This window comes from Rhizobium sp. R693, assembly GCF_002211315.1.
Taxonomy (GTDB): domain Bacteria; phylum Pseudomonadota; class Alphaproteobacteria; order Rhizobiales; family Rhizobiaceae; genus Rhizobium.
The window spans coordinates 276,384-300,859 of record NZ_LOKY01000047.1; the positions used below are offsets into that span (position 1 = coordinate 276,384).

Below are 24,476 nucleotides of genomic sequence, written 5' to 3' on the forward strand. Positions count from 1 at the left end.
TGTGCCCCCAAATGCCTTTACGGCATGAATAAATGCAGTCGTGACGTGAAAAAATGTCCGTCCTGTGACATTCAGAAGAGATGGAAAAATAAAGACATGACCAAGCTGATCGCTCTGCTGCTCATCCTGGCGATGGCGATTCAGCTGATCAAGCCGCTCGGCGTTCCCGGGCTGCGTCGGCGCATGGATTTCTGGAAGATCGCGCTGATCGCCTTCGCGATCTGGGCGGTGGCCCTGATCGGCCGCGATCTGTTCGTCTAGTACGAGATTTCGCCGCGCATGACCGGCGCGCAGCCGCCCGAGATCGTCACGTCGGTAACAGTGCCGTCCTTCTTGACAACGTCGATACGGATGATGCTGCGGCGCCCCATCTCGACGCCTTGCTCGATCCTCAGTGAGACGTTCATGTTTGCCTCAGGCTCCAGCGACACGAGGTACGCGCCGAGTGCTGCCGAGGCACTGCCAGTTGCCGGATCTTCCGGCACGTTGTCGAGCGGCGCAAACATCCGTGCGCGGATCACCCATGGCTCTTCCTGGGAGCGGACATAGACGAACAGCGAGAAGTCATGATTGCCTTCGGCGGTCGGGCCGGCGGCATCCTGAAAATAGGCGAGGTTCGGACGAACGCGGCCGAGGGCGGCAAGGTCCGCAAGTTCGGCAAAGACGAAGCTCAGACCTACCGATGCAACAACAGGTCGATGCTTGGCTACACGGATGTCCCCTGGCTCGATCGCGACGCAACGGGCAACGGTCTGCTCGGGTATCGTGTTGCCAATGGTGAGCGGCTTTGGCGCGCGAATGGATGCCGACAGAACGTCATCGCCGTCACGCTTCAAATTGACTTCGACAAGGCCTGCCCTCTCCTCGAAGCGCAGGCTATCGCTAACCGGCCGCCCGAAGACCTGACCCTGTCGGCCGAGCACATAGGCCGTGCCGACGTTCGGATGTCCGGCGAATGGCACTTCCATGGTGGGCGTGAAGATGCGGACACGGGCAGTGTTTGCCGGGTCTTCCGGCGGTAGTACGAAGGTAATCTCCGAATAGCCGAACTCTGCGGCGATGTTCTGCATGTCGGCATCGGTCAATCCGCGCGCATCCGTCATCACGGCCAGCGGGTTGCCTTCGAAGCGGGTGGTGGTGAAGACATCGAGGGTCGTGAAGGCTACGGTTTTCATGACGGCTCCGAGAGGGCGTGTGTCATGATCTCTACTGGCGATCCGCTGGCTGCTGAAGCCTGAAACTTGTCGCGGTTACAATGCAAAAACCGGCCGCCTAGGACGACCGGTTTCTTCTGTCTCATCGGTCGAGAAGAGGCTTACGCCGCCTTCTCGAGATCCTTCTTCCAGCTTCCCTTGGCGGCGAGGCTGTTCATCTCGGCGCGATGGGCAAAGGCGCGTTGGCCAGCGGCGATGTTCTCGGGCTTGCCGCCCCAGGCCTTCAGGGCCGTATCCTGCAGGGCGCGGCCGTAAGAGAAGGTGACAGCCCAAGGCAGGTCGTAACCCGAGTTGATCGCGGAAAGATGCGCAGTTGCTTCTTCGGTGGACTGGCCGCCGGAGAGGAAGGCGATGCCCGGAACAGCCGACGGAACGGTGCGCTTCAGCACCTCGACGGTGCGCTCGGCGACTTCAGCCACGGAAGCCTTGCGAGCATTCTTGCCGTCGATAACCATGTTCGGCTTCAGGATCATGCCTTCCAGGCTGACGCGGGCATCGGCCAGTTCTTCGAAGACGGTGCGCAGCGTCCATTCGGTGACTTCGGCGCAACGATCGATGTTGTGGTCGCCCGGCTTGCCGTCCATCAGGCATTCCGGCTCAACGATCGGTACGATGTTAGCCTGCTGGCAGAGCGCGGCATAGCGGGCAAGCGCGTGCGCATTGGCCTTCATGGAGCCCCAGGTCGGAAGCGTGGAGGAGATTGCGATCACGCCGCGCCACTTGGCAAAGCGGGCGCCGGCTTCATAATACTTCGCCAGGCGGTCTGCGAGACCGTCGAGGCCTTCGGTGATGGTTTCGCCGGGATAGGCAGCCATCGGCTTCGCGCCGATATCCACCTTGATGCCCGGGATGCTGTCGGCAGCGCGAATGATGTCCACGAAGGGCGTGCCGTCTGCCGCCTTCTGATGAAGGGTCTCTTCGTAGAGGATGACGCCGGAAATATACTGACGCATCGCGTCGTCCGTGCGGAACAGCATTTCGCGGTAGTCGCGGCGGCTCGTTTCCGTCGATTCGAGTCCGATCGTATCGAACCGCTTACCGATCGTGGCTGTCGATTCATCCGCTGCAAGCAGCCCGCGGCCACCAGCTACCATACGCACGGCAATGTCTTCCAAACGTTCGCTCATATCGTTCTCTCCACAGCAAAAAAATCGTCAACCAGTAGATATAGGTCGCGGATAACAGAAGTTTATGGGCGGGAAAACGGCAGCAAAATTGTTTGAAACGTTTGAATTTCTTTTAATCGTTTGAAAGTCTGGGCTTTTGCATTCGCTGCGAGCAAAAGACCGCGGCACTTTCGCACCGCGGTCTATCTACATGTAAAATTTGTTGAATTCGGTTGGCCGAATTATTTGGCCTTGCTGAGCACAGCGACGCCGGGAAGGACTTTACCCTCCATCCACTCCAGGAAAGCGCCGCCGGCCGTTGAGACATAGCTGAAATCATCCGCAACCCCGGCATGGTTCAGCGCCGCGACCGTGTCGCCACCACCGGCAACAGAGGTGAGCTTGCCGGCCTTGGTGCGCTCGGCCGCAAATTTCGCGGCCGCGACCGTTGCCTTGTCGAACGGTTCGATCTCAAAAGCGCCAAGCGGCCCGTTCCAGACCAGCGTATTGGCGCGCTCGATCCAGGCCTTGATCGCCTCGACCGATTTCGGGCCGACGTCCAGCACCATCGCGTCGCTGGGGATCGCATCGATTGCGACCGTTTCATTAGCGGCGTTCGCCTTGAATTCGCGGGCGACAACGCCGTCTTCCGGGAGAATGATGGCGCAGCCGGCGGTGGCTGCTTCGATCATGATCTGCTTTGCGGTGTCAGCAAGATCGTGCTCACAGAGCGACTTGCCAACATTGGTGCCGCGCGCGGCGATGAAGGTGTTGGCCATCCCGCCGCCGATTACCAGCGCATCGACCTTCTTCACGAGGTTCATCAGAAGATCGATCTTGGTCGAAACCTTGGCGCCGCCGACGATGGCGACGACAGGCCGGGCCGGGTTGCCAAGGCCGCTCTCCAGTGCCTCAAGCTCGGCCTGCATTGTGCGGCCGGCGTGGGCGGGAAGATGGTGAGCGAGACCTTCCGTCGAAGCGTGTGCGCGGTGAGCAGCGGAGAAGGCGTCGTTGACATAGATGTCACCGTTGGCGGCCAGCGCCTTGACGAAATCCGGGTCGTTCTTCTCTTCGCCCTTGTGGAAACGGGTGTTTTCCAGGAGCAGGATGTCGCCGTTCTTCATCGCCCCAACTGCGGCGGCAGCTGCGGCGCCGATGCAGTCGCCAGCGGTCGCCACGGGATGGTCCAGCACCTCCTCGACGGACGGAGCGATCAGCGACAGCGAAAGGTCCGGCGACGGGCCGTCCTTGGGGCGGCCGAAATGCGCCAGCAGGATCACCTTGGCACCATTCTTGGAGAGCTCCAGGATCGTCGGGGCAACACGCTCGATGCGCGTGGTGTCGGTTACTTTGCCGTCTTTGACCGGAACATTGAGGTCAACGCGAACGAGAACGCGCTTGCCGGCAACATTGTTGAGGTCGTCGAGGGTCTTGAAGGAAGGCATGGAAAAATCCGTTCGTTATTGCCCAAAAGATGCGGCGACCATAGCAAGGATGATCGCAGACGCAAGGCAGTCATTGCGGGTTTTGATCGGCCTTGGCCGAGGCCGCGGCGGCGGCTGCTTCCCGGTTCCTGCGGCCTTTGATGCGGTCGCGGATGCGGTCGATGATATCGTGCAGATTGAGGAAGATCGGCAGCGCGGTGGCGGGCTCGACTGCCTCTAGCGACATGCCGACCGAGGTGATGTGGTCCTGATCATCGAGGTCGCGGACGATGAGAATGATCGAGCCTAGACGTACTCGGTCCGCATAGTCCGCCTTGCCACCCAGGCGATGCTTCATCAGTTCCGCGATCGTCAGTCCTTTCTCGGATTCGTTCAGCAGGCCGGGGCCATAGGCGGCATCAAGGTCGGCAGCAGGTCGGGCCGGCGAGAGCGCGAATGCGCCGAAGAAATCCGCGTCGTCCTCCTCCACCGGCGCGCGGCTGGCAAAGAGCTTGTCGAGCAGCCGCGAATAGGAGGGAACGACGAAGAGATAGACAAGATCGTTTTCGCGCAATCGGCCGGCGTATTGATAACGCATCGACTTGCCGTCACGGATGACGAGCGACGGCGTTGCCCAGCGTGGGATGCGTTCGCCGCGCAGCACCGGGCTATCCTTGATCACGCGGTAGGAGAGAAGCTCATGGTTTGCCGCGCCAGGCAGATCAACTTCGACCTTGTCGACCGCGCCCATACGCGGCGGGATGATGAGCCCGAGTTTCTTGGCGACCGGCTTGATCGTCCACCCCTGTACGAGCAGCGAGACGAGCACGATGATGAAGGCGCAGTTGAAATAGATCTGGCCATTCTCCAGGCCGCCGAGAATGGGCATGATGGCGAGCAGGATCGAAACTGCGCCGCGCAAGCCGACCCAGGCAACAAAGCCGATCTCCTGCTGCGTATAGTCGAAGGGGAGCAGCGATAGCCATATGGCGAGGGGGCGCGCAATGAAGATCAGGAACAGGGCGAGCAGAACGGCGGGAATGGCGATTGCCGGAAATTGCGACGGCGTCGCAAGGAGCCCGAGCACCAGGAACATGATGATCTGGGCGAGCCAGGTCATGCCATCCTGGAAGCGCTTGATGGAGGCATAGCCCTGCAGCTTGCGATTACCCGCGTAAATTCCCGCGACATAGACGGCGAGGAACCCGCTGCCGCCGACTGCTCCAGTCGCGGAGAAGACTAGCAACGCCAGCGCCAGCACGAAGATCGGAGTGAGGCCGCGATCGGTTTCCAGTTGGCTGACGATCAGCGAGATCATCATGCCGCCGAGTAGGCCGAGGATGACACCGAGGCCCATCTGCTGCACGAACATGGCGAGCATGCCGATGTTGATGCCGTGGTAGCGTTCGCCGCTGGCGAGAATCTCGACGAGAGCGATGGTCAGGAAGATCGCCATCGGGTCGTTGGTTCCGGATTCCACTTCCAGCGTCGAGCGGACCTTGTCGCGGATATTGATGCCGCCAATGCGCAGCAGGAAGAAGACGGCGGCGGCGTCGGTCGAGGCGACGATGGAGCCGAGCAGCAGGCCTTCCAACCACGTGAAGTTCAGGAGCCACATGGCAGCGACGCCAACGAGCGACGCCGTCATGAGGACGCCGACAGAGGCGAGCGTCAGCGAGGGCACCGCGGCAAGCTTGAAGGCTTGCACCGGCGTTCCGAAGCCTGAGTCGAACAGGATGACCGCAAGCGCAATCGAGCCGAGGATATAGGCGAGGTAGTTGTTGGTGAACTCGATCCCGAGACCGTCAGTCCCCGCTAGCAGGCCGATCGCCAAAAAAAGCAGGAGCAGGGGGGCGCCGAAGCGGAAGGCGAGCAGGCTGGAGAATGCGGCGAGAAGCACGAGCGTCGTCGACACCAGCACGACGATGTAGAACGCTTCCATGCCTGTCCCCTTACCCGCAATTCAATGCAGACCGCCCCCGGTCCCGCAGCCCATTCCAGATCGCCCTTTCGTGGTCACTCAAGCCAGCTATGAGTAAACGGCAAAACAAGCAGGATGGGTAGGCCTTGCGGTCCAACCCGTGCTGTTTTGCGGCTTCATGCTGCTGTTTTGGCGTGCCGGATGGCAAAGCCGGATGAGCGCTCACGAAGAGCATGAATCGAGTGTATGAGCAAATCGGGCGATAGCAGGGCAGAAGCCGCGCTCTTGCGCTTTTCCTCTCGTTCAATGAATGCCGCGTGGGACAGGGCAACGCCCCCAGGCTTCCGCTCTCTCTCAGGCGTCGTCGTCCTCATCATCCTCGCCATCGGCGAGGTCAGAAATCGGGACCAGAAAGACAACAAACTCATCGTCGATCGTGCGTTCTGGATCGTCGTCGAATTCGTAGGCGTGCTCGACTTCACTCGCCTCTTCGGCGGTCGCCTTGCGCAGCGTGAGCGCCGTGACCCCATTCCAAACCGGCTTGCCCTGCGATTGCAGGACCGTCAGGTCCTCGCGGAAATCCTCGGCCTCGAAGAAATTCTTGGCGTCGTCGGCATTCTCGGAGCGGAAACTTGCGATCGCCTGGCCGCCGATTTCGATCGTAAAGTAGTCCATCAAAATTCTCTTTCGCTTCTGTGCCGTCTTAGCTTCGATCGACAGTACGGCGATCGGCGGCGCAGCGCCAGTCCCTATCCTTCCCCGGGAACGGACTATCGAGGGCCCATGATGCGGGTGGAGGCCATCAGCGGCTGCCCCTCGGCGATCTGCTTCGAACTGCGCCCGCCAACGACGCTCAAGCTCAAAACGCTCGCAATCATAAGGAAAACGATGATCGTCATGAGAATTTTCATGGGTGAATCCGCCAGCCATTCATCCGGCATTCTCTGTTGGCTTTGACGCTAGTCAGTTCGACGCCAAAAGAAAAGCGGCCCGGTTGCCCGAGCCGCTTTCCACGAACTATGTCGCGACGCTCTTAGATGAGCTTTGCGAAAGCAACGGCCGTGTCGGACATGCGGCTGGAGAAGCCCCACTCGTTGTCGTACCAGGACAGGACGCGCACGAAGTTGCCTTCCATGACCTTCGTCTGGTCGGTCGCGAAGATCGAGGAGTGGCTGTCATGGTTGAAGTCGCGGGAAACGAGCGGCTCGTCGGTGTAGCCGAGGATGCCCTTGAGCTTGCCGTTTGCAGCAGCCTTGATCGCTTCGTTGATCTCGCCGACGGTCGTGGCCTTCTTGGCAACGAACTTGAAATCGACCACCGAGACGTTCGGGGTCGGCACGCGGATCGACGTACCGTCGAGCTTGCCCTTCAGATGCGGCAGAACGAGGCCAACAGCCTTGGCAGCGCCCGTGGAGGTCGGGATCATGGAGAGGGCTGCGGCGCGGGCGCGGTACAGATCCTTGTGCATGGTGTCGAGCGTCGGCTGGTCACCCGTGTAGGAGTGAATGGTGGTCATGAAGCCGTGGTCGATGCCGACGGCGTCATCGAGAACCTTCACGACCGGCACGAGGCAGTTCGTCGTGCAGGACGCGTTGGAGATGACCAGGTGCTCCTTGGTGAGCTGGTCGTGGTTGACGCCGAAAACGACGGTCAGGTCGGCACCGTCGGCAGGAGCCGAAACGATAACGCGCTTTGCGCCGGCCGTCAGGTGTGCGGCAGCCTTTTCGCGAGCGGTGAAGATGCCGGTGCACTCCATCGCGATGTCGACGCCGAGTTCCTTGTGCGGCAGCGTTGCCGGGTCCTTGATCGCGGTCACCTTGATCGGCTTGCCGCCAGCAACCGTGATGGTGTCGCCTTCAACCTTCACTTCGGCCGGGAACTTGCCGTGGATGGAATCGTAGCGCAGCAGGTGGGCGTTGGTCTCGACCGGACCGAGGTCGTTGATCGCAACGACTTCGATGTCGGTGCGGCCGGATTCGACGATGGCGCGGAGAACGTTACGGCCGATGCGGCCGAAGCCGTTGATGGCAACCTTTACAGTCATGTGCATTCACTCCCTAGAGATGGGGCTTGCGGATTGAATTGGAGAGCGCCTGGGCGCTCCCTCTATAGCGCCGCACGTCATATGACGCGCAAAGACGCTATAGCATTTAGAAACTGCGCATAATCCTTTCTTCAAATCGGAACCGATTTGAAGGGCTATGCGCGGAGTTTTGCTTCTGCGGCAGCGACCACGGCGTCCGCGGTGATGCCAAAATGCTTGAAGACTTCCTTCGCCGGACCGGACGCGCCGAACCCCTTCATGCCAACGAAAGTGCCTTCAGGCCCGATGAAGGCATCCCAGCCTTCGCGGACAGCGGCTTCCACGGCGATCTTCACCGGTGAGTTGCCGATGACTTCCTTGCGGTAGGCGTCCGGCTGCTCGAAGAACAGCTCGGTGCAGGGAACGGATACAACGCGAACGCTGACGCCCTTGGCTTCCAGTGTTGCGCGGGCGGCAACGGCAAGCTCAACTTCCGAGCCCGACGCGAAGATCGTCGCCTTCGCGTCGGCATTGCCGGCGAGCGTGTACGCGCCCTGTTCGCAGAGGTTCCTCTCGCTGTACTCGGTGCGCACCGTCGTCAGGTTCTGGCGGGTGAGCGCGAGGGCGGAAGGGCGGTTTTTGGTCTTGGCGGCAATCTGCCAGCACTCAGCGGTTTCCGTGGCGTCGGCCGGACGGAAGACCTGCAGGTTCGGAACGGCGCGCAGGCCAGCGATCTGCTCGACCGGCTGGTGCGTCGGGCCGTCTTCGCCGACGCCGATCGAGTCATGCGTCAGAACGTGCACCACACGGATACCCATGAGGGCTGCCAGACGGATCGGCGGGCGGCAATAATCCGAGAAGATCAGGAAGCCGCCGCCATAAGGAATAAGACCGCCATGCAGCGCGATGCCGTTCATGGCCGAAGCCATGCCATGCTCGCGGATCCCCCAGTGCATGTAGCGGCCGGCGAAATCCGTCGGCGTGATGGAATGCATCTGGCTGGTCTTGGTGTTGTTCGACGGCGTCAGGTCGGCCGAGCCGCCGAGCGTTTCCGGCAGGAAGCCATTGATGACCTCGAGCGCATCTTCCGATGCCTTGCGGGTTGCTATTGTCGGCTTGGTTTCGACGAGCTTCTTCTTGTATGCGCTGATCGCCGCATCGAAACCTTCCGGCAGGTTTCCGGCAAAGCGGCGGGTGAACTCAGCCTTGTGCGATGACTTGGCGAGTCCGTCTTCCCAGGTCTTGACGAGGTCAACCGAGCGGCTACCAGCTGCACGCCATGCGTCGAGAACGTCGGAGGGAACGACGAAGGGCTCGTATTCCCAGTTGAGCGCCTCGCGGGTCGCGGCGATTTCATCGGCGCCGAGCGGGTTGCCGTGAACCTTGTGGGTGCCCTGCTTGTTCGGAGCGCCGAAGCCGATGATCGTCTTGCAGGCGATGAAAGTCGGGCGATCGGACTTATGAGCAGCTTCGATGGCGGCGGCGATGGCAGCCTGGTCGTGACCGTCGATCTCGATCGTGTTCCAATGAACGGCCTTGAAGCGGGCGATCTGGTCGGTCGAGTCGGACAGCGAGACGGCGCCGTCGATGGTGATCGAGTTGTTGTCCCAGAAGAGGACGAGCTTGTTGAGCTTCAGGTGGCCCGCAAGCGCGATCGCCTCATGGCTGATGCCTTCCATCAGGCAGCCGTCGCCGCAGATGGCATAGGTGTAATGGTCCTGAAGCTCGGGACCGAACTCGTCGCGCAGCTTGCGCTCGGCGATCGCCATGCCGACGGCATTGGCAATGCCCTGTCCGAGCGGGCCGGTCGTCGTTTCAATGCCGGTCGCGTGACCATATTCAGGATGGCCGGCGGTCTTCGAGCCGATTTGACGGAACTGCTTCAAGTCCTCGACCGTCATGTCGGGGTAGCCGGTCAAATAGAGCAGCGAGTAGAGCAGCATCGAGCCGTGGCCGGCCGACAATACGAAGCGGTCACGGTTCGGCCAATGCGGCTTCTTCGGGTCAAACCGCAGATATTTCGTGAAGAGAATCGTCGCTACGTCGGCCATGCCCATTGGCATGCCGGGATGTCCCGAATTCGCCTTTTCGACTGCATCCATGGCGAGGAAACGGATCGCATTTGCCATCCGGTCGTTTTGTTCAGGAGAGGTCATGGCTATTCCACGGGTTCCGGGTGTCGGGGGGATGGCCTCAAGCCTGTGGAGACCATCAATGAGAGCGGGTGACACATAGCAGTTGGAACGGCCAAGTCAATAAATTGAAGGGCCTCCAGAAGCCACTCCAATCGATTTTAGACATTTGACCATCAATTTTTACAAAAGTTGACCAGCGATCGAGGTGACGATTGATTTTCGTCATCCACAGAATAGGTCGGTAGCCGCGGTGCCGGCTTTATTGACGTGCCCTTGGCGAGGCGCGTATCCTTTTGGAAATACTGGATCGGTCTCGGGCGCCGATTCGCGGGTCTTGTGCGGGGAACCGGAAGAGACATGACGCCTACAGGCAAAATCATGGAAGCAGCACTCAACGAGCTGCGGCAAGCGATCTCAGGGCTTGAGAACGCGGTCGAGATGCGTATCGAGCACCAGCGGGAGCAGGGTGAGATCGAAGGCGAAGTTCGCCGTATTCATGCCGATCGCTCGAAGCTTGCCCAGGAACTGGACCAGGCCGAATTCCGCGCGAACCGGCTGGAAGAAGTCAATCGCGAGGTCTCGCGACGGCTGGTGACGGCCATGGAGACGATCCGCGCGGTTCTGGACCGATAGAAGGGCGCAGCACATGGCGCAGGTAACTGTAACGATCGACGGCAAGGCCTATCGCATGGCCTGCGAGGAAGGACAGGAAGACCACCTGACCGATCTCGCGACGCGCTTCGACAATTATGTCGGTCATCTCAAGGGCCAGTTCGGCGAAATCGGCGACCTCCGGATCACCGTCATGGCAGGCATCATGGTCATGGACGAGATTTCGGAACTAACCCGCCGCGTCGCCGGTCTCGAATCCGAGCTCGATACGCTGCGGAACACCAGCGACACGGTTCTCGCAGCGAACGCCCGCACTGAGGAAAGCCTTGCGGCGGCCCTTGGCGAGGTAACCAGCCGTATCCGCGGCATCACCGACAAGCTGAATGGCCGCGCGCCCGCCGAACTCAATTAAATAGGAGCGGCGTCGCCAGCCCTCTGGCGTGTCGCTGAAATCAGCCTTATATAGCGGAGTGCGGTCTGCGCCTCTCGACAGGAACCACAATCCCTGGGGCCATACTCGATCCAAAGGGAGCTGTCCCTGACCAGGCTCGTGGGCCTGGACACACGGTGCCCACCTACGTTTGTAGGCGCCCAGGATCGTAAACATCCATCGGTTGTCGTGGATCGCACTTTCCTTTCTATCCACTTTCACGCTGTGCTGCTGGTGCAATGCAGATGTGAGGCACACTTCACTTGCTTGCAGCAATGCGAATGCTAGTTTCCGGAATTATATCGATTTAATTTCCAGGAGATTTCAGATGCAGCTTGGCATGGTGGGTTTGGGCCGCATGGGCAACTACATGGTTCAGCGATTGATGCGCGGTGGCCATGAATGCGTCGTCTACGACGCCAAGCCGGAAAGCGTTGCCGATCTCGTTGGCAAAGGGGCGGTTGGCAGCGCCTCTATCGAGGAGTTCGTCTCGAAGCTGTCGCGGCCGCGCGCCGTCTGGCTGATGTTGCCGGCGGCCATCACCGATAAGGTCATTGCGCAGCTTCTGCCGTTGCTGCACGACGACGACATCATCATTGACGGTGGCAACTCCTATTACCACGACGACATCAGGCGCGGCGCGGAACTCATCACCAAAGGCATCCACTATGTCGATGTCGGCACCAGCGGCGGCGTCTTCGGCCTGGAGCGCGGCTATTGCCTGATGATCGGTGGTGAGAAAGGGGTCGTTCAGTCGCTGTCGCCGATTTTTGCATCGCTGGCACCGGGGCAGGGAGATATCGCTCCTTCCGCGGGTCGCAGCGCGCATCCGGAAAGCACGGCGGAGCAGGGCTATCTTCATTGCGGTCCCCACGGCGCAGGCCACTTCGTCAAGATGGTGCACAACGGCATCGAGTATGGCCTGATGGCGGCCTATGCCGAAGGGTTGAACATTCTAAAGCATGCCAACGTCGGTGCGGCCACGCACGAGGTCGATGCCGAAACCGCACCTTTGGCGCACCCCGAATACTATCGTTACGACCTCAACCTGCCGGATATTGCCGAAGTATGGCGCCGCGGCAGCGTTATCACCTCCTGGCTGCTCGATCTAACGGCCGACGCGCTGCACGCCGATCCGGTCCTCACCAAGTATGCCGGCCGCGTTTCCGACTCCGGCGAAGGCCGGTGGACGATCATGGCGGCGATCGATGAAAGTGTGCCGACGCCGGTGCTGAGCGCGGCGCTTCATGGCCGCTTCGCATCGCGCGACAAGGATGAGTTCGCCAACAAGGTGCTCTCGGCCATGCGCGCAGGCTTCGGCGGTCACGTTGAAAAGCCGAAGGACTAAGCTGCAAACCTTTCGTTTTCCAAGCCCGCGCAGCGCCATCTGTGCGGGCTTTCCTTTTGTACGGCGCGATATATTGTCGACAGATCGCTTGGGGGGAAAGGGATGACGGGTCTGGCAATGGGCGCGCGTGGCATGATGCAACTGCTGATATCGATGACGTTCGCCCTTGCCGTTGCTTGGGGTGCCGCCGCTCAGACCGCCAACCTACCGTCACCGCCTCCCACGCCCACGACCGCGGCTGCTCAACCGCCGGCAGAAGTTCGGCAGATGCTCGAGCTGATGCAAACGCCGCAGGTGAAAGAGTGGATGGCGACGCAAATGAAAGCCGCGCCGGCTGCCACCCAGGCAGAGGCTGGCGAAATGTCGGCCCTGTCCGAGCTCGTCGATCATGCTCGCCGCCATGTCGAGATGGTCTCCGATGCCGCGATGGAGCTTCCGGGCGAAGTCGAGTCCGCTTCCGGCATCGTAGAACGCGAGGTCGCGCCAAGCGGTTGGGTGCTAATAACAACGAAAGTCATTGCACTTTTCCTGTCCGGAGCGGTTGTCGAGCTGCTGTTTCGTCTCCTCGTGCCGAAACCGCGAATCCGACGGACTGATGACGAGGTCGTCACCGTTGCCCATCACGCTACGGCAAACCTGCTTTATCGCATTGTTCCGGCAATCGTCTTTTCCATGGCGACACTGGTGCCCCTGCTTGCTTTCAACTGGCCACCGATCACACGATCCATGGCCATCGCCATCGCGATCGCGCTCATCGTTGCTCGTTTTACCGTTGCGCTGGGGCGGCTCCTGGTCGTCGTTGCCACCTTGCAGCGCGCGGATGGCGAGCGCCAGATTTCACGAGCGCGGGCCCTTTTTTGGTTCCGCCGCTGCGCGACCTTCGCGATCTACTTCGCGTTCGGATGGGCGGCGATCCAACTGATGGTGCCGCTCGGCTTTTCCGAAGGCGCGCGCTACTTCGTCGGCTATATTCTTGGTATCGGGCTGTTTGCTATCGCGGTGGAGGCGGTCTGGCACCGCCCCGTCGAGGAGGGCGAGCATCGTAGCGTCACCGTTTCCTGGGGACTGACGCTCTATTTCGCTGTGCTTTGGCTTCTTTGGGTGTCAGGCTTCAATCTGCTGCTGTGGCTCGGGATCTATGCCGTGCTCCTGCCGCGCGCACTTTCCGTCGCAACGCTGGCCGTTCGCTCCTTGCATCAGGCGGAGGCAGGCTTTCTCGCCGGGCGCCGGATCGCGACCGTGCTGCTTGATCGCGGCGTTCGCGCGCTCATCATCGCAGCCGCTGCCTTCTGGTTCGGACGTATGATCGGGCTCGTGGCAGACCGCATGGCGGCGGGAGAGACCATGATCGACCGCATTGCTCGCGGCGCGATCGGCGGCATCGTCATCTTGCTCGCTGCCGATCTGTTGTGGCACCTGGCGCGCGCTTACATCAACGGCAAGCTCGATGACTCTCGGATCGAAGGCGCGATGACAGACGAGGAAAAAGCCAGCCGTGCCCGCCTGCAGACCCTGTTGCCGATCTTCCGCAATATTCTCGCCGTTGTTATCGCGGTTATTGCTGTCCTGATGGTGCTGTCGGGCCTGGGGGTGGAGATCGGGCCTCTGATCGCAGGCGCCGGGGTGGTCGGCGTTGCCGTCGGTTTCGGAGCGCAGACCATCGTGAAGGACGTCATCAGCGGCATGTTCTATCTCTGGGACGATGCCTTTCGCGTCGGCGAATATATCGAGAGCGGCAGCCACAAGGGCGTGGTCGAGGCGTTCAGCTTGCGCTCCGTCCGGCTGCGGCACCATCGCGGGCCGCTGACGACAGTGCCGTTCGGCGAACTCGGCGCGGTCAAGAATCTCAACCGCGACTGGACCATCGACAAGATCACGCTGAACGTGACCTACGATACCGACCTCGTGAAGGCGAAGAAGGTGATCAAGCAGATCGGACAGCAGTTGCTTGATAATCCCGATTACAGTCCGCACATCATCGAAACGCTGAAGATGAAGGGCGTCGAGCAGTTCGGCGAGTTCGCAATTGTCATCCGGCTGGCAATGATGACCAAGCCCGGCGAGCAGTTCGTCATCCGGCGCAATGCGCTGGCGATGATCCGCAACGCCTTCAAGGAGAACGGCATCGAGTTTGCTGTCCCGACGGTTCAGGTTTCGAGCGAAGTGCACGAGGCTGAAGCGCATGCCGCTGCCGCCCGCCAACTCTCGCAACGCCCGAGCTCGGATGAGCCTGCGGCATAGCGTCCGAGTGCTTGCAGTCGCTCGAGCGGTCCTGCCGCCGCCCCCCCCCCAAACGCTGCTAACGTTACGAAATTGCAATGTGCGTAGGTGCGCCCTGCGCCAAATTTGCCCCAATTGGGGATGAAGCAGGCGACAACGGCGGGTCAGGGGTGGGCAGGCTACGCATTCATAGAGCTTGCGTGCCGCGCGTGTTACGTGTTTCGAACATGATTCCCACCAAACTGGAATATTGCGACGGTACGAGATGTCGGGACACGGCAAGTTGGAAGAAATAGAAGAGGCCGAGGAATCTTCGGTGCGTGGATTGTTCAGACGCTATCGCGCGCTCCTGACGGCATTGGCGACGCTCGCGCTCTTCTGTCTTGTCGGCTTTGCGATTGTGCAGCTCACCAACGAAGTGCGTTACGACGACGTTGTGCAGGCGCTGGCGGATACGAAGGTCAGCTCAATCCTGCTGGCGCTGGTCTTTACGGGCCTGAGCTTCCTGGCCCTTGTTTTCTATGACGTCAACGCCATTGAATATGTCGGCCGCAAGCTGCCGTTTCCGCAGGTGGCGCTGACTGCCTTTAGCGCCTATGCCGTTGGCAACACAGCCGGCTTCGGTGCGCTCAGCGGCGGGGCAATTCGTTATCGCGCCTATTCACGGCTCGGCTTGACGCCCGAGGAGATTGGCCGGGTCATTGCCTTCGTAACGCTGTCGTTCGGGCTCGGGCTTGCAGGTGTCGCGGCGATCGCGCTCCTGATCATTTCCGATGAGATTGCGCCGTTGATTGATGTTGGCAGCGTTACCCTGCGGCTGTTGGCCGGTGCGGTCATCGCCGGCCTGGGCGTCATCATGTTCATGGGGCGGGACGAGCGCGCGATCAACCTGGGTCCGGTCGAAATCCGTCTGCCGGACTCGCGCACATGGTCGCGGCAGTTCCTGGTGACCGCTTTCGACATCGCCGCCTCGGCGACGGTCCTCTACGTCCTGCTGCCGCAGGCGGCGATCAGCTGGCCGGTATTCTTGGCGGTCTATGCGATCGCTGTTGGTCTTGGTGTCCTGAGCCACGTTCCGGCCGGTCTCGGCGTGTTCGAGACCGTAATTATCGCTTCGCTTGGCAGTGCGGTGAACATCGACGCGGTGCTTGGCTCGCTGGTGCTCTATCGCCTGATCTACCACGTTCTGCCGCTGCTGATCGCCGTCCTTGCCGTATCGGCGACCGAGCTTCGCCGGTTCGCTGATCACCCGGTCGCGTCGGGCATCCGGCGGATCGGCATCCGGTTGATGCCGCAGTTGCTCTCGACGCTGTCGCTGCTTCTCGGCGTCATGCTTGTCTTTTCGAGCGTGACGCCGACGCCGGACCAGAACCTCGAGTTTCTCGCGAACTACCTGCCGCTGCCGATTGTCGAAGGCGCGCACTTCCTATCGAGCCTGCTTGGGCTGGCGTTGGTCGTTGCCGCACGCGGCCTAGGCCAGAAGCTCGATGGTGCCTGGTGGGTGTCGATCCTGTCTGCCGCGGCGGCGCTGACCTTGTCGCTGCTGAAGGCGATCGCGCTGGTCGAGGCATGTTTCCTGGGCTTCCTGATTTTCGGCCTCTTCGTTAGCCGCCGGTTGTTCCGCAGACATGCTTCCCTTCTCAACCAGACGCTGACGGCCTCGTGGCTGATGGCGATAGCCGTCATCTGCGTCGGTGCGATCGTGATCTTGCTCTTCGTATATCGCGACGTGGAGTACAGCAGAGAGCTCTGGTGGCAGTTCGAATTCGCCGGCGAAGCGCCGCGTGGTCTTCGCGCCGTGCTTGGCATCTCCATCATTTCCTCGGCGATTGCGATCTTCAGCCTGCTTCGTCCGGTGGCAGTCAAACCGGAGCCGGCGTCAACAGATGCGTTGGAGCGGGCAGTCAATATCGTCGAGAAGCAGCGCTATGCCGACGCCAATCTTGTGCGGATGGGCGACAAGAGCATCATGTTCTCCGAGAAGGGTGACGCCTTCATCATGTACGGAAGGCAGGGACGCTCATGGATCGCCCTCTTCGATCCGATCGGTGAGCGCAGCGCCATTCCAGAGCTGGTGTGGCGCTTCGTGGAGTCGGCTCGCGCTGCCGGCTGCCGCGCGGTCTTTTATCAGATCTCGCCGGCGCTCCTTTCCCACTGTGCCGATGCGGGGTTGAGGGCATTCAAACTGGGTGAACTTGCTGTCGCCGATCTCAAGACGTTCGAAATGAAGGGCGGCAAGTGGGCCAACCTGCGGCAAACCGCGAGCCGCGCCCAGCGTGACGGCCTTGAATTCGAGGTTATCGCGCCGGAAGACGTTCCCGCCGCGATGGATGAGCTTGCCGCGGTTTCAAATGCCTGGCTCGAGGACCATAATGCCAAGGAGAAGGGCTTCTCGCTCGGCGCGTTCGATCCTGACTATATCGTTGCCCAGCCGGTTGGCATCCTGAAGCGTGAAGGCAAGATTGTCGCCTTCGCCAACATGTTGATAACGGCCGCGAAGGACGAGGGGACCATCGACTTGATGCGTTTCTCGCCGGATGCCCCAAAGGGGTCGATGGACTTCCTCTTCGTCCAGATCATGGAATACCTGCGCGACCAAGGCTTCTCGCATTTCAATCTCGGCATGGCGCCGCTCTCGGGCATGTCGAAGCGCGAGATGGCGCCGGTATGGGATCGTATCGGCAGCACCGTCTTCGAGCATGGCGAGCGATTTTATAATTTCAAAGGCCTCAGGGCCTTCAAATCAAAGTTCCATCCGCAATGGCATCCGCGATATCTTGCGGTTTCGGGTGGAGGCAATCCGATGCTTGCTCTGATGGACGCAACATTCCTGATCGGCGGCGGATTGAGAGGGGTAGTGAGGAAATGATGAAAAGACACCTTCTTGCGACCGTCTGCGCCCTGTCACTGTCCGTTCCGGCGGCAATGGCGGCGACCGAGGCGACACAGAGCTTTGAGACCGGGCTTATCCCGTCACCGCACATCTTCCTGCCCGAAGGAGACGTGAAGGGGGCAGTCGTGCTGATATCGGATGGCGCCGGCTGGGGCGACAGCGAGAAGGCGGAGGCAGGCCGTCTCGTCGATCAGGGAGCCGTCGTCATCGGTATCGACTTCCCGTCCTATATGAATGCACTCAGAAACTATGACGTTAGCCAGAACGACGGCTGTATCTACATGGTGTCCGATATTGAATCGCTGAGCCAGCAGGTCCAGCGCGCGGCCGGCAACAGTGCATATCATCTACCGATTGTTGCCGGTGTCGGCGAGGGCGGCGCGCTAGCATTGGCGATTGCTGCGCAGACCCCGGATGCGACGATCAGCCAGACGCTGGCGATCGATCCCGTTGCCGGCATTCCGCTTACCAAGGAACTGTGCACGCCGGCGAAGAAGCAGACGGTCGGCGATCGCATGATCTACGAGCTCAGCGACACATCGCTGCCGGACCCGATCATCGCATCGTTCACGGCCTCCGCCAACAAAGACGGCCGCGCGCATGTCGAGGAACTCAAGAAACAGCATTCCGCCATCGATATCCGCGACTCCGAGGACGATGCCCAAACGACGCTCGGCGACACACTCTCCGACCTTATCGACGCCTCCGGCAGTGCCGACAATCCGCTCGGCCTGCCGCTCACCATTCTGGATGCCAAGCCGGCCTTCGACACCATGGCGATCATCTATTCCGGCGACGGCGGCTGGCGTGACATCGACAAGGAGGTCGGTGCGGCGTTGCAGAAACAGGGTGTCCCTGTCGTCGGCATCGACTCGCTGCATTATTTCTGGTCGGAACGGGAGCCGCAGCAGACTGCGGACGATCTCGGCAAGATCATCGAGCTCTATCGCAAGCAGTGGAAGGTGAAGCACGTATTGCTCATCGGCTATTCCTTCGGAGCCGATGTCGTGCCCGCCGCCTTTTCTCGGCTGAAACCGGCTGCCAAGGGAGCCGTTGCCCAGATGTCGCTCCTTTCTCTCTCGCATGAGGTCGATTACCAGATATCCGTCATGGGCTGGTTGGGCCAGAAGACCGAGGGTGCCGGTGGCGATCCCGTTGATGACCTGAAGAAGGTCGATCCGAAAATCGTCCAGTGCATCTACGGAAAGGAAGATGACGACGAAGTCGCTTGTCCTGATCTCAAGGACAGCGGTGTCGATGTGATCGCCCTTGCCGGGGACCACCACTTCGATGAAAACTATGAGCTCCTGAGCAAGACGATCATCGACGGGCTGAAGGCGCGACTGCAGGACTAGAGCGCATCGTTCCGTCAGAGGTTAGCGCATCAGATAGTCTTCACTCCAGCCGAGAGCGGCGATATCGCCGCTCCGGAAGCGGCTGTCGTCCGCGACGATGAATTCGTCGAGCTGTGGCGGCGGCACGCTCGTTCCCGCCAGCATCGCGTGAACCTGGCCGCGATGATGTGTCTGATGCTGGAACAGATGGTTCAAGACGTCCTCCATCCGCTCGCGCTGGATGCGCTCCGCACGATGAATCTCGGTCGTTGACGCCAATTTTTCTGGGGTGGCGGCTTCGCACAATGCCACCAACCGACGATCGACTTTGGCCTGCTCTGCAGCAAGCGCAGCGATGTCGTCGAACGGCTCCTCAATGTCCCAGGCGGCTGGCCCGAGCGTGCCGCCTTCCAGCGCATCGACGTAAAACCAGTCGACCGTCAGAATGTGGTTGAGCGTTGCCTTGATCGACGTAAAGAAGCTTACCCGAACAGCCTCGAACTCCCCCGGCATCAGCCGGCCGCAAGCTTCATGGAGCCGGTGGTTCGCAAGCGCATTGTTGTATGCGAGCTTGCGGGCGGTCCTGCAAGGGTCGAACGTCGGCATCAGATAACTCCCTTCCTTGACGGTGTTACCCGCAAGCGTCAGTCGTCGTCTTCCTGAAACAAACGAAACTGTGCGGCCTCGAGATCCTTGGGGGGCTGCATCCCGAGATGCTTCCAGGCCGTTGCGGTCAGGACGCGGCCGCGCGGCGTCCGCTGGATGAAGCCCTGCTGGATCATATAGGGCTCGATAATGTCCTCGATCGCATCGCGCGGCTCAGAAAGCCCTGCAGCGATGGTTTCGATACCGACGGGGCCACCGCCGAAATTGATGGCGATCATGTTGAGATAGCGCTTATCGAGCTGGTCGAGGCCCATGTTGTCGACGAGCAGGCGGGTCAGTGCCTCATCGGCAATCTCTCGGGTGACGGCTTCGGCCTTGGCCACTTCGGCGAAATCGCGCACGCGGCGCAGCAGGCGGCCAGCTATACGCGGCGTGCCGCGGGCGCGTCGGGCGATCTCCCGGGCACCCTCATCGGTCATGGGAAGGTTCATCAGGCGCGCGCCGCGACGAACGATCAGTTCCAGTTCCTCGACGGTGTAGAAGCTCAGACGGACAGGAATGCCGAAACGGTCGCGCAGCGGCGTGGTCAGAAGGCCAAGGCGCGTCGTTGCGGCGACAAGCGTGAACTTCGACAGGTCGATCTTGACCGAGCGTGCGGCGGGGCCTTCGCCGATGATGAGGTCGAGCTGGAAGTCCTCCATCGCAGGGTAGAGGATTTCCTCGACGGCGGGATTGAGCCGATGGATTTCATCGATGAAGAGGACGTCGCGCTCTTCGAGATTGGTCAACAGGGCGGCGAGATCGCCCGCCTTGGCGATGACCGGGCCTGATGTCGAACGGAAATTGACGCCGAGTTCCTTCGCCATGATCTGCGCCAGTGTGGTCTTGCCGAGGCCGGGTGGGCCAACGAAAAGGACATGGTCGAGCGCCTCGCCGCGGTTCTTCGCCGCCTCGATGAAAACCTTCAGGTTTGCGCGCGCTTCCGCCTGGCCGGTGAACTCGTCCAGCGATTGCGGCCGCAGCGTCACATCCAGGTCTTCGCCTCGTTTCTCTGCCGATATCAGGCGCGCGGCTTCACTCATGCTGGCATTTCCCAATCTTCAAACGCTCGTGACCAATACACCAAGCCAGAGGCTTTTGGCACCCGCTCGGGCAATTGGATCAGCGAGCCAGTTCCTTCAACCCGAGGCGGATGAGCTTGGCGCTGTCAGCGCCTTCACCGGCAGTCTTCATTGCGGCGGCAACGGCATTGGCCGCTTGGTCGCGGGAGTAGCCGAGGTTCGTCAGCGCGGAGACCGCATCCGCGACCGGGGCTGCGGCAACACCTTCGCCGAGTTCCTGCTTGAGGCCGATGGTGCCCGACGCTTCTCCGGCAAAGGCCGGCGCCTTGTTCTTCAGTTCGGTGACGATGCGCACGGCGACCTTGGGTCCGACGCCCTGAGCGCGGGCGACCGCCGTGCGATCCTGCAGCGCAATGGCGTTCGCCAGTTCGCTCGGAGGCAGTGTCGAAAGGACTGCGAGCGCCACCTTCGCGCCGACGCCCTGAACACTCTGCAGGAGGATGAACCATTCTCTTTCGAGCGCGGTCATGAAGCCGAAGAGCTTCAACTGGTCTTCGCGAACATAGGTTTCGATGAAGAGCACGCAGGCTTCCCCCACCGAGCCGAGGCGAGACAGGGTGCGCGCCGAGCAGAAGGCGACGTAGCAGACGCCGTGGACATCGACGAGGACGTAGTCGTCGCCGATTTCTTCGATGGTGCCTTTAAGCTTGCCGATCATGCAAATGGTCCGTTCGGTGGATTGTCAGTGAAGATTAGCCGGCAAGTGCCGCCTGCCGCATGCGGTTGCTGCCGCGGTTGTGCGCATGGCAGATGGCGATCGCCAGCGCGTCGGCGGCGTCATTGCCTTTGAATTCGACCTTCGGCATCAGGATTTTCAGCATCATGTGGATTTGCTGCTTCTCGCCGTGGCCGACTCCAATGACCGCCTTCTTGACGGCGTTCGGCGCGTATTCTGCGACCGGCAATCCGGCGCGGGCGGGGACCAGCATGGCAATACCACGGGCCTGGCCGAGCTTCAGGGTTGCCACGGCATCCTTGTTGACGAAGGTCTGTTCGACCGCGGCCTCATCCGGCTTGTAGCTATGGACGACATCCGCCAGACCGTCATGCAGTTGGCAGAGGCGCGAGGCCAGGTCCATGTCGCCGTCCGAGGTTACCGTGCCTGATGCGACGAAGCGCAAGGAATTGCCGAGCGTGTCGATAATTCCCCAGCCGGTGCGGCGCAGGCCCGGGTCAACGCCGATGATGCGAATCGTATTTTGCATGGTTCACCCTATTGCACTCGCAAAATAACTGCCATCGATAAGTGAACAAAACAAAAACATTCCTTGTTTTCAGGGAGGCTGTTTACGGCAATTTAAGCTCCGTAGCCGACTTTTGACCGATAAAATGTGAGAGGAGCTCCCTTCCCGCGAAGGCAAGGCTCCCGTGTTCTGTTTGCAGGTCAGCCGGCAGGGCGTTCCCGTTCTGCCGGTATGAGCCGTTCCGGAAGGGTTCATCGTTCATGGTTCAGAGATTTCAGTCCCTGTCCTTCAAGGTCATTGCCACATTCATCCTGCTGACCGCACTGTCGATCGCGGTCATCAATGTCCTCGCCTACTTCGCCAGCAGCCGCATTTCCGGCGAGCAGGCGCTCAAGGCGAAGGAGAGCGTCCTGATCTTCCGCGGCGACATGCTGCAGGATCAGCTTGAGCAGCTTGAAAACCAGGCGAATTCGATCGCGCGCATCGAAGCGCTGCAGATGTCGATCACGAGCCTGAAAAGTGGCTGGAAGACAATCGAGAAGACGTCAGGCGATGCGCGCGCCGAATTGAAGAAGGTGTTCATCACCAACAACCCGAACCCGGCCGACCAGCGCGAGAAGCTAATGAAGCCGCAGGCGCCAAGCGGCTTCTACTATTCCAACCATGAGACAACGCAGAGCGAGGTTGGCCGTGACCTCGAGAACACCGCCTTCAGCGATCTGCTGATTGCCGATCTCGATGGTAACGTCCTCTACTCCTACAAGAAGAACGACGATTTCGCCGAAAACCTGAAGGCCGACGCGTGGAAGTCGACCGGCGCCGGTCTCGCCTTCGCCAAGGCGATCGCAAACACCGCCAAGGCGACGGACGATTCCGCACCGACGGGCTTTTCCGGTCTTCGCGTCGATGCCGCAAGCGGCAGGTCGGCAATCTTCTACGCCGTGCCGATCGTCAAGCTGGGTGCGGCGAAGGGCGTGATGCTCTTCAAGGTGCGCGACAACATGATCACCAGCATTCTCGCCAAGGGCATTGTGGCCGGCAGCACGGCGCAGGCGGCAATCATCTCGGATGACGGCTCGGCGATCGGCGTGAACGCGACCGGCCAGCTCGTCACGCTCGATACCGCGCCTTTCACCTTCGTAAAGGACGCGCTTTCGGCAAAGGGGATGACGGTCGACGACTTCGATCGCGCCGATGGCGCGGCGCGAGCCTATGTCCGTGGCATCGACTACCAGGGCTCCCGCTTCCTCGTCGTGGAAAGCGTGCGAATCAGCGAGCTCAACGCTGGTTCTCTCGAAATCGCCACCCTGCTGACGATGATTGCGCTTGGCGTTCTGATCGTCATGGCAGCGGCAACCTGGGCAATCACCAAGCTGCTTTTCTCGCCGCTTGCCCGTCTTGCCGGCGTTACCCGCGATGTTGCCGATGGCAAGCTGGAGGTCGAGATCGGCAGCCAGAACCGCGGTGACGAAATCGGCACGATGGCCAAGGCATTGGCACGGTTCAAGCAGTCGCTGGTCGAAAGCCGCGAGCTGGAAGCCGCCAGCAACGAAACGCGGGCGCGCGCGGAACGGGATCGCCAGCAGCATATGGCCGAGCGCGAGGCGGAGGCCCGGACCCTGCAGGAGGTCGTTCAGGCGATCGACGAGGGTCTGCACCATCTGGCCAACGGCGATCTTGCCTATCAGATCGAGACCCGTTTCCCGAGCGAACTCGAAGGCCTTCGCATCAACTTCAACGAAGCGCTGGCGGCTCTCAGCGAAACGATGACGGCGATCGGCGGCAACTCTATGGCGGTGCGTGCGGGCTCCGAGGAAATGCGCACCGGTGCCGACGAGCTCGCCGGTCGCACCGAGCGTCAGGCCGCTTCGATCACCGAGACTGCAAATGCGATCGATGCGATTACCCAGTCGATTCGTCTTCAGATCGAGCGCGCAGAACATGCAGAACGCATCGCCCGCGACGCCAAGCGTGACACGACAGGCTCCAGCCAGATCATGCGCGAGACGATTGCTGCAATGGAAGCGATCCAGGCATCATCTCGCCAGATCAACTCGATCATCACCGTGATCGACTCGATTGCCTTCCAGACCAACCTGCTGGCGCTCAATGCCGGCGTCGAGGCAGCGCGCGCTGGCGAATCCGGCAAGGGCTTTGCCGTCGTCGCCATGGAAGTGCGTGAACTGGCGCAGCGTTCATCGAGTGCCGCAAAGGAGATCGCGAGCCTGCTGCAGAAGTCCACGCATGAGGTCGAAATGGGCGTCTCACTTGTCGAGCGCGCCGGCGATGCGCTGACCGGGATCGGCAGCCACGTCGAGGCCATTAACGGCCAGATCACCGAGATCATGGAAACCACCCGCGAGGAGGCGGACACGCTGCGCCAGATCAACTCGGCCGTTTCCGAACTCGATGCGATGACACAGCAGAACGCGGCCATGGTCGAGGAAACCACCGCGGCGATCCACCGGCTTGCCACCGAAGCCGTCGAAATGGACCGCCAGCTAGCGAATTTCACGCTGACACAGGAGCATCGGAGTGCCGAAGTGCACGTCCTGCGCCGTCGAGCTTGACCAAGCGACCAAACGATGAACGAAGGGCCGGGAGACCGGCGCCTCAGACCGCTGACAAACCCGTCGATATTTTCGGCGGCTCGCGCTCTTCTTCCTTCAACGGCTTCTGACCATGCAGCGTCCGCTCGGTCTCGATCGCCCGGTCGAGATCGGCCCAGTAGTCGGAGCGTGACTTCGCGATCATCGCAAGATCGTATTTGCCCTTGTTGGCATTGGCCTTCAGATGGGTCGAGTCGGTATAGAGCACCGTACCGTCGACCAGCCCATGGGCGATCGCCTGCTCAACGATCTGATCGAAGATGGCTGGGCCACATCCGTGTTGTTGAAGCGGCGAC

20 protein-coding genes, 1 other RNA gene and 1 pseudogene are annotated in these 24,476 nt (G+C 60.9%); 9 read left to right on the plus strand and 13 right to left on the minus strand.

Annotated elements, in window-relative coordinates; genetic code table 11:
- Positions 1-96: 96 nt before the first annotated feature.
- Positions 97-261, plus strand: coding sequence for a hypothetical protein (locus ATY79_RS31070; protein WP_007802544.1), 165 nt, complete (start codon positions 97-99; stop codon positions 259-261).
- On the opposite strand, the gene ATY79_RS27580 is transcribed toward ATY79_RS31070, so the two are convergent.
- The 8 genes from ATY79_RS27580 to tkt all read right to left on the minus strand — a co-directional run bounded on the left by ATY79_RS27580 (position 258) and on the right by tkt (position 9,844).
- A complete protein-coding gene (locus ATY79_RS27580) occupies positions 258-1,175 on the minus strand; it encodes a PhzF family phenazine biosynthesis protein (RefSeq protein WP_088705451.1) in 918 nt (305 codons plus the stop codon). The two genes, ATY79_RS31070 and ATY79_RS27580, sit on opposite strands and share 4 nt — an antisense overlap.
- Before the next feature lie 140 nt (positions 1,176-1,315).
- Entirely contained in the window at positions 1,316-2,341 is a 1,026-nt protein-coding gene (locus ATY79_RS27585) for a class I fructose-bisphosphate aldolase (RefSeq protein WP_088693269.1), read from the minus strand.
- Between the two features lie 221 nt (positions 2,342-2,562).
- Positions 2,563-3,765 carry a phosphoglycerate kinase gene (locus tag ATY79_RS27590; protein ID WP_088693268.1) on the minus strand — a complete coding sequence of 401 codons (1,203 nt, stop codon included), beginning with the start codon at positions 3,763-3,765 and terminating at the stop codon, positions 2,563-2,565.
- Positions 3,766-3,835: 70 nt separating this feature from the next.
- Positions 3,836-5,686: a potassium/proton antiporter gene (locus ATY79_RS27595; protein ID WP_088693267.1), complete on the minus strand. Its 1,851-nt coding sequence runs from the start codon at positions 5,684-5,686 to the stop codon at positions 3,836-3,838.
- A 333-nt stretch (positions 5,687-6,019) separates the two neighbouring features.
- A complete protein-coding gene (locus ATY79_RS27600; protein ID WP_088693266.1) occupies positions 6,020-6,340 on the minus strand; it encodes a hypothetical protein in 321 nt (106 codons plus the stop codon).
- A 95-nt stretch (positions 6,341-6,435) separates the two neighbouring features.
- Entirely contained in the window at positions 6,436-6,576 is a 141-nt protein-coding gene (locus ATY79_RS31075) for a hypothetical protein (RefSeq protein WP_189637170.1), read from the minus strand.
- Between the two features lie 122 nt (positions 6,577-6,698).
- On the minus strand, positions 6,699-7,709 hold the full coding sequence (gap, locus tag ATY79_RS27605) for a type I glyceraldehyde-3-phosphate dehydrogenase (protein WP_007527381.1): 1,011 nt from the start codon (positions 7,707-7,709) through the stop codon (positions 6,699-6,701).
- A 155-nt stretch (positions 7,710-7,864) separates the two neighbouring features.
- Positions 7,865-9,844, minus strand: a complete 1,980-nt coding sequence (tkt, locus tag ATY79_RS27610; protein WP_088693265.1) for a transketolase — start codon at positions 9,842-9,844, stop codon at positions 7,865-7,867.
- Between the two features lie 336 nt (positions 9,845-10,180).
- Between tkt and ATY79_RS27615 the strand changes: the two genes are divergently transcribed.
- The 7 genes from ATY79_RS27615 (at position 10,181) to ATY79_RS27645 (ending at position 18,681) form a co-directional block, all read left to right on the plus strand.
- Positions 10,181-10,456 carry a DUF4164 domain-containing protein gene (locus tag ATY79_RS27615; protein ID WP_024315384.1) on the plus strand — a complete coding sequence of 92 codons (276 nt, stop codon included), beginning with the start codon at positions 10,181-10,183 and terminating at the stop codon, positions 10,454-10,456.
- Positions 10,457-10,469: 13 nt separating this feature from the next.
- A complete protein-coding gene (locus ATY79_RS27620; protein WP_028748233.1) occupies positions 10,470-10,847 on the plus strand; it encodes a cell division protein ZapA in 378 nt (125 codons plus the stop codon).
- A 59-nt stretch (positions 10,848-10,906) separates the two neighbouring features.
- A non-coding RNA gene (gene ssrS, locus ATY79_RS27625) (6S RNA) lies at positions 10,907-11,065 on the plus strand.
- A 128-nt stretch (positions 11,066-11,193) separates the two neighbouring features.
- The gene (gene gnd, locus ATY79_RS27630) at positions 11,194-12,213 is read left to right on the plus strand and encodes a phosphogluconate dehydrogenase (NAD(+)-dependent, decarboxylating) (protein WP_088693263.1); all 1,020 of its coding nucleotides are present in this window, start codon (positions 11,194-11,196) and stop codon (positions 12,211-12,213) included.
- 102 nt (positions 12,214-12,315) lie between these two features.
- Positions 12,316-14,454 carry a mechanosensitive ion channel family protein gene (locus ATY79_RS27635; RefSeq protein ID WP_088693262.1) on the plus strand — a complete coding sequence of 713 codons (2,139 nt, stop codon included), beginning with the start codon at positions 12,316-12,318 and terminating at the stop codon, positions 14,452-14,454.
- 244 nt (positions 14,455-14,698) lie between these two features.
- Positions 14,699-17,302, plus strand: coding sequence for a bifunctional lysylphosphatidylglycerol flippase/synthetase MprF (gene mprF / locus ATY79_RS27640; protein WP_088693261.1), 2,604 nt, complete (start codon positions 14,699-14,701; stop codon positions 17,300-17,302).
- Positions 17,299-18,681, plus strand: a complete 1,383-nt coding sequence (locus tag ATY79_RS27645; protein WP_189637168.1) for an AcvB/VirJ family lysyl-phosphatidylglycerol hydrolase — start codon at positions 17,299-17,301, stop codon at positions 18,679-18,681. The genes mprF and ATY79_RS27645 overlap by 4 nt, the downstream gene beginning before the upstream one ends.
- 21 nt (positions 18,682-18,702) lie before the next feature.
- On the opposite strand, the gene ATY79_RS27650 is transcribed toward ATY79_RS27645, so the two are convergent.
- The 4 genes from ATY79_RS27650 to ruvC all read right to left on the minus strand — a co-directional run bounded on the left by ATY79_RS27650 (position 18,703) and on the right by ruvC (position 21,592).
- Complete coding sequence (locus tag ATY79_RS27650) at positions 18,703-19,266, minus strand: DinB family protein (protein ID WP_088693259.1); 564 nt, start codon at positions 19,264-19,266, stop codon at positions 18,703-18,705.
- 38 nt (positions 19,267-19,304) lie between these two features.
- On the minus strand, positions 19,305-20,348 hold the full coding sequence (ruvB, locus tag ATY79_RS27655) for a Holliday junction branch migration DNA helicase RuvB (RefSeq protein WP_088693258.1): 1,044 nt from the start codon (positions 20,346-20,348) through the stop codon (positions 19,305-19,307).
- Between the two features lie 79 nt (positions 20,349-20,427).
- Positions 20,428-21,045 carry a Holliday junction branch migration protein RuvA gene (gene ruvA, locus ATY79_RS27660; protein ID WP_062371768.1) on the minus strand — a complete coding sequence of 206 codons (618 nt, stop codon included), beginning with the start codon at positions 21,043-21,045 and terminating at the stop codon, positions 20,428-20,430.
- Between the two features lie 34 nt (positions 21,046-21,079).
- Complete coding sequence (ruvC, locus tag ATY79_RS27665) at positions 21,080-21,592, minus strand: crossover junction endodeoxyribonuclease RuvC (RefSeq protein ID WP_088693257.1); 513 nt, start codon at positions 21,590-21,592, stop codon at positions 21,080-21,082.
- 239 nt (positions 21,593-21,831) lie between these two features.
- Between ruvC and ATY79_RS27670 the strand changes: the two genes are divergently transcribed.
- Complete coding sequence (locus ATY79_RS27670) at positions 21,832-24,141, plus strand: methyl-accepting chemotaxis protein (protein WP_088693256.1); 2,310 nt, start codon at positions 21,832-21,834, stop codon at positions 24,139-24,141.
- 79 nt (positions 24,142-24,220) lie between these two features.
- On the opposite strand, the pseudogene ATY79_RS27675 reads toward ATY79_RS27670, so the two are convergent.
- Positions 24,221-24,476 (minus strand): annotated as a pseudogene (locus ATY79_RS27675) (IS5/IS1182 family transposase); the annotation flags it as partial.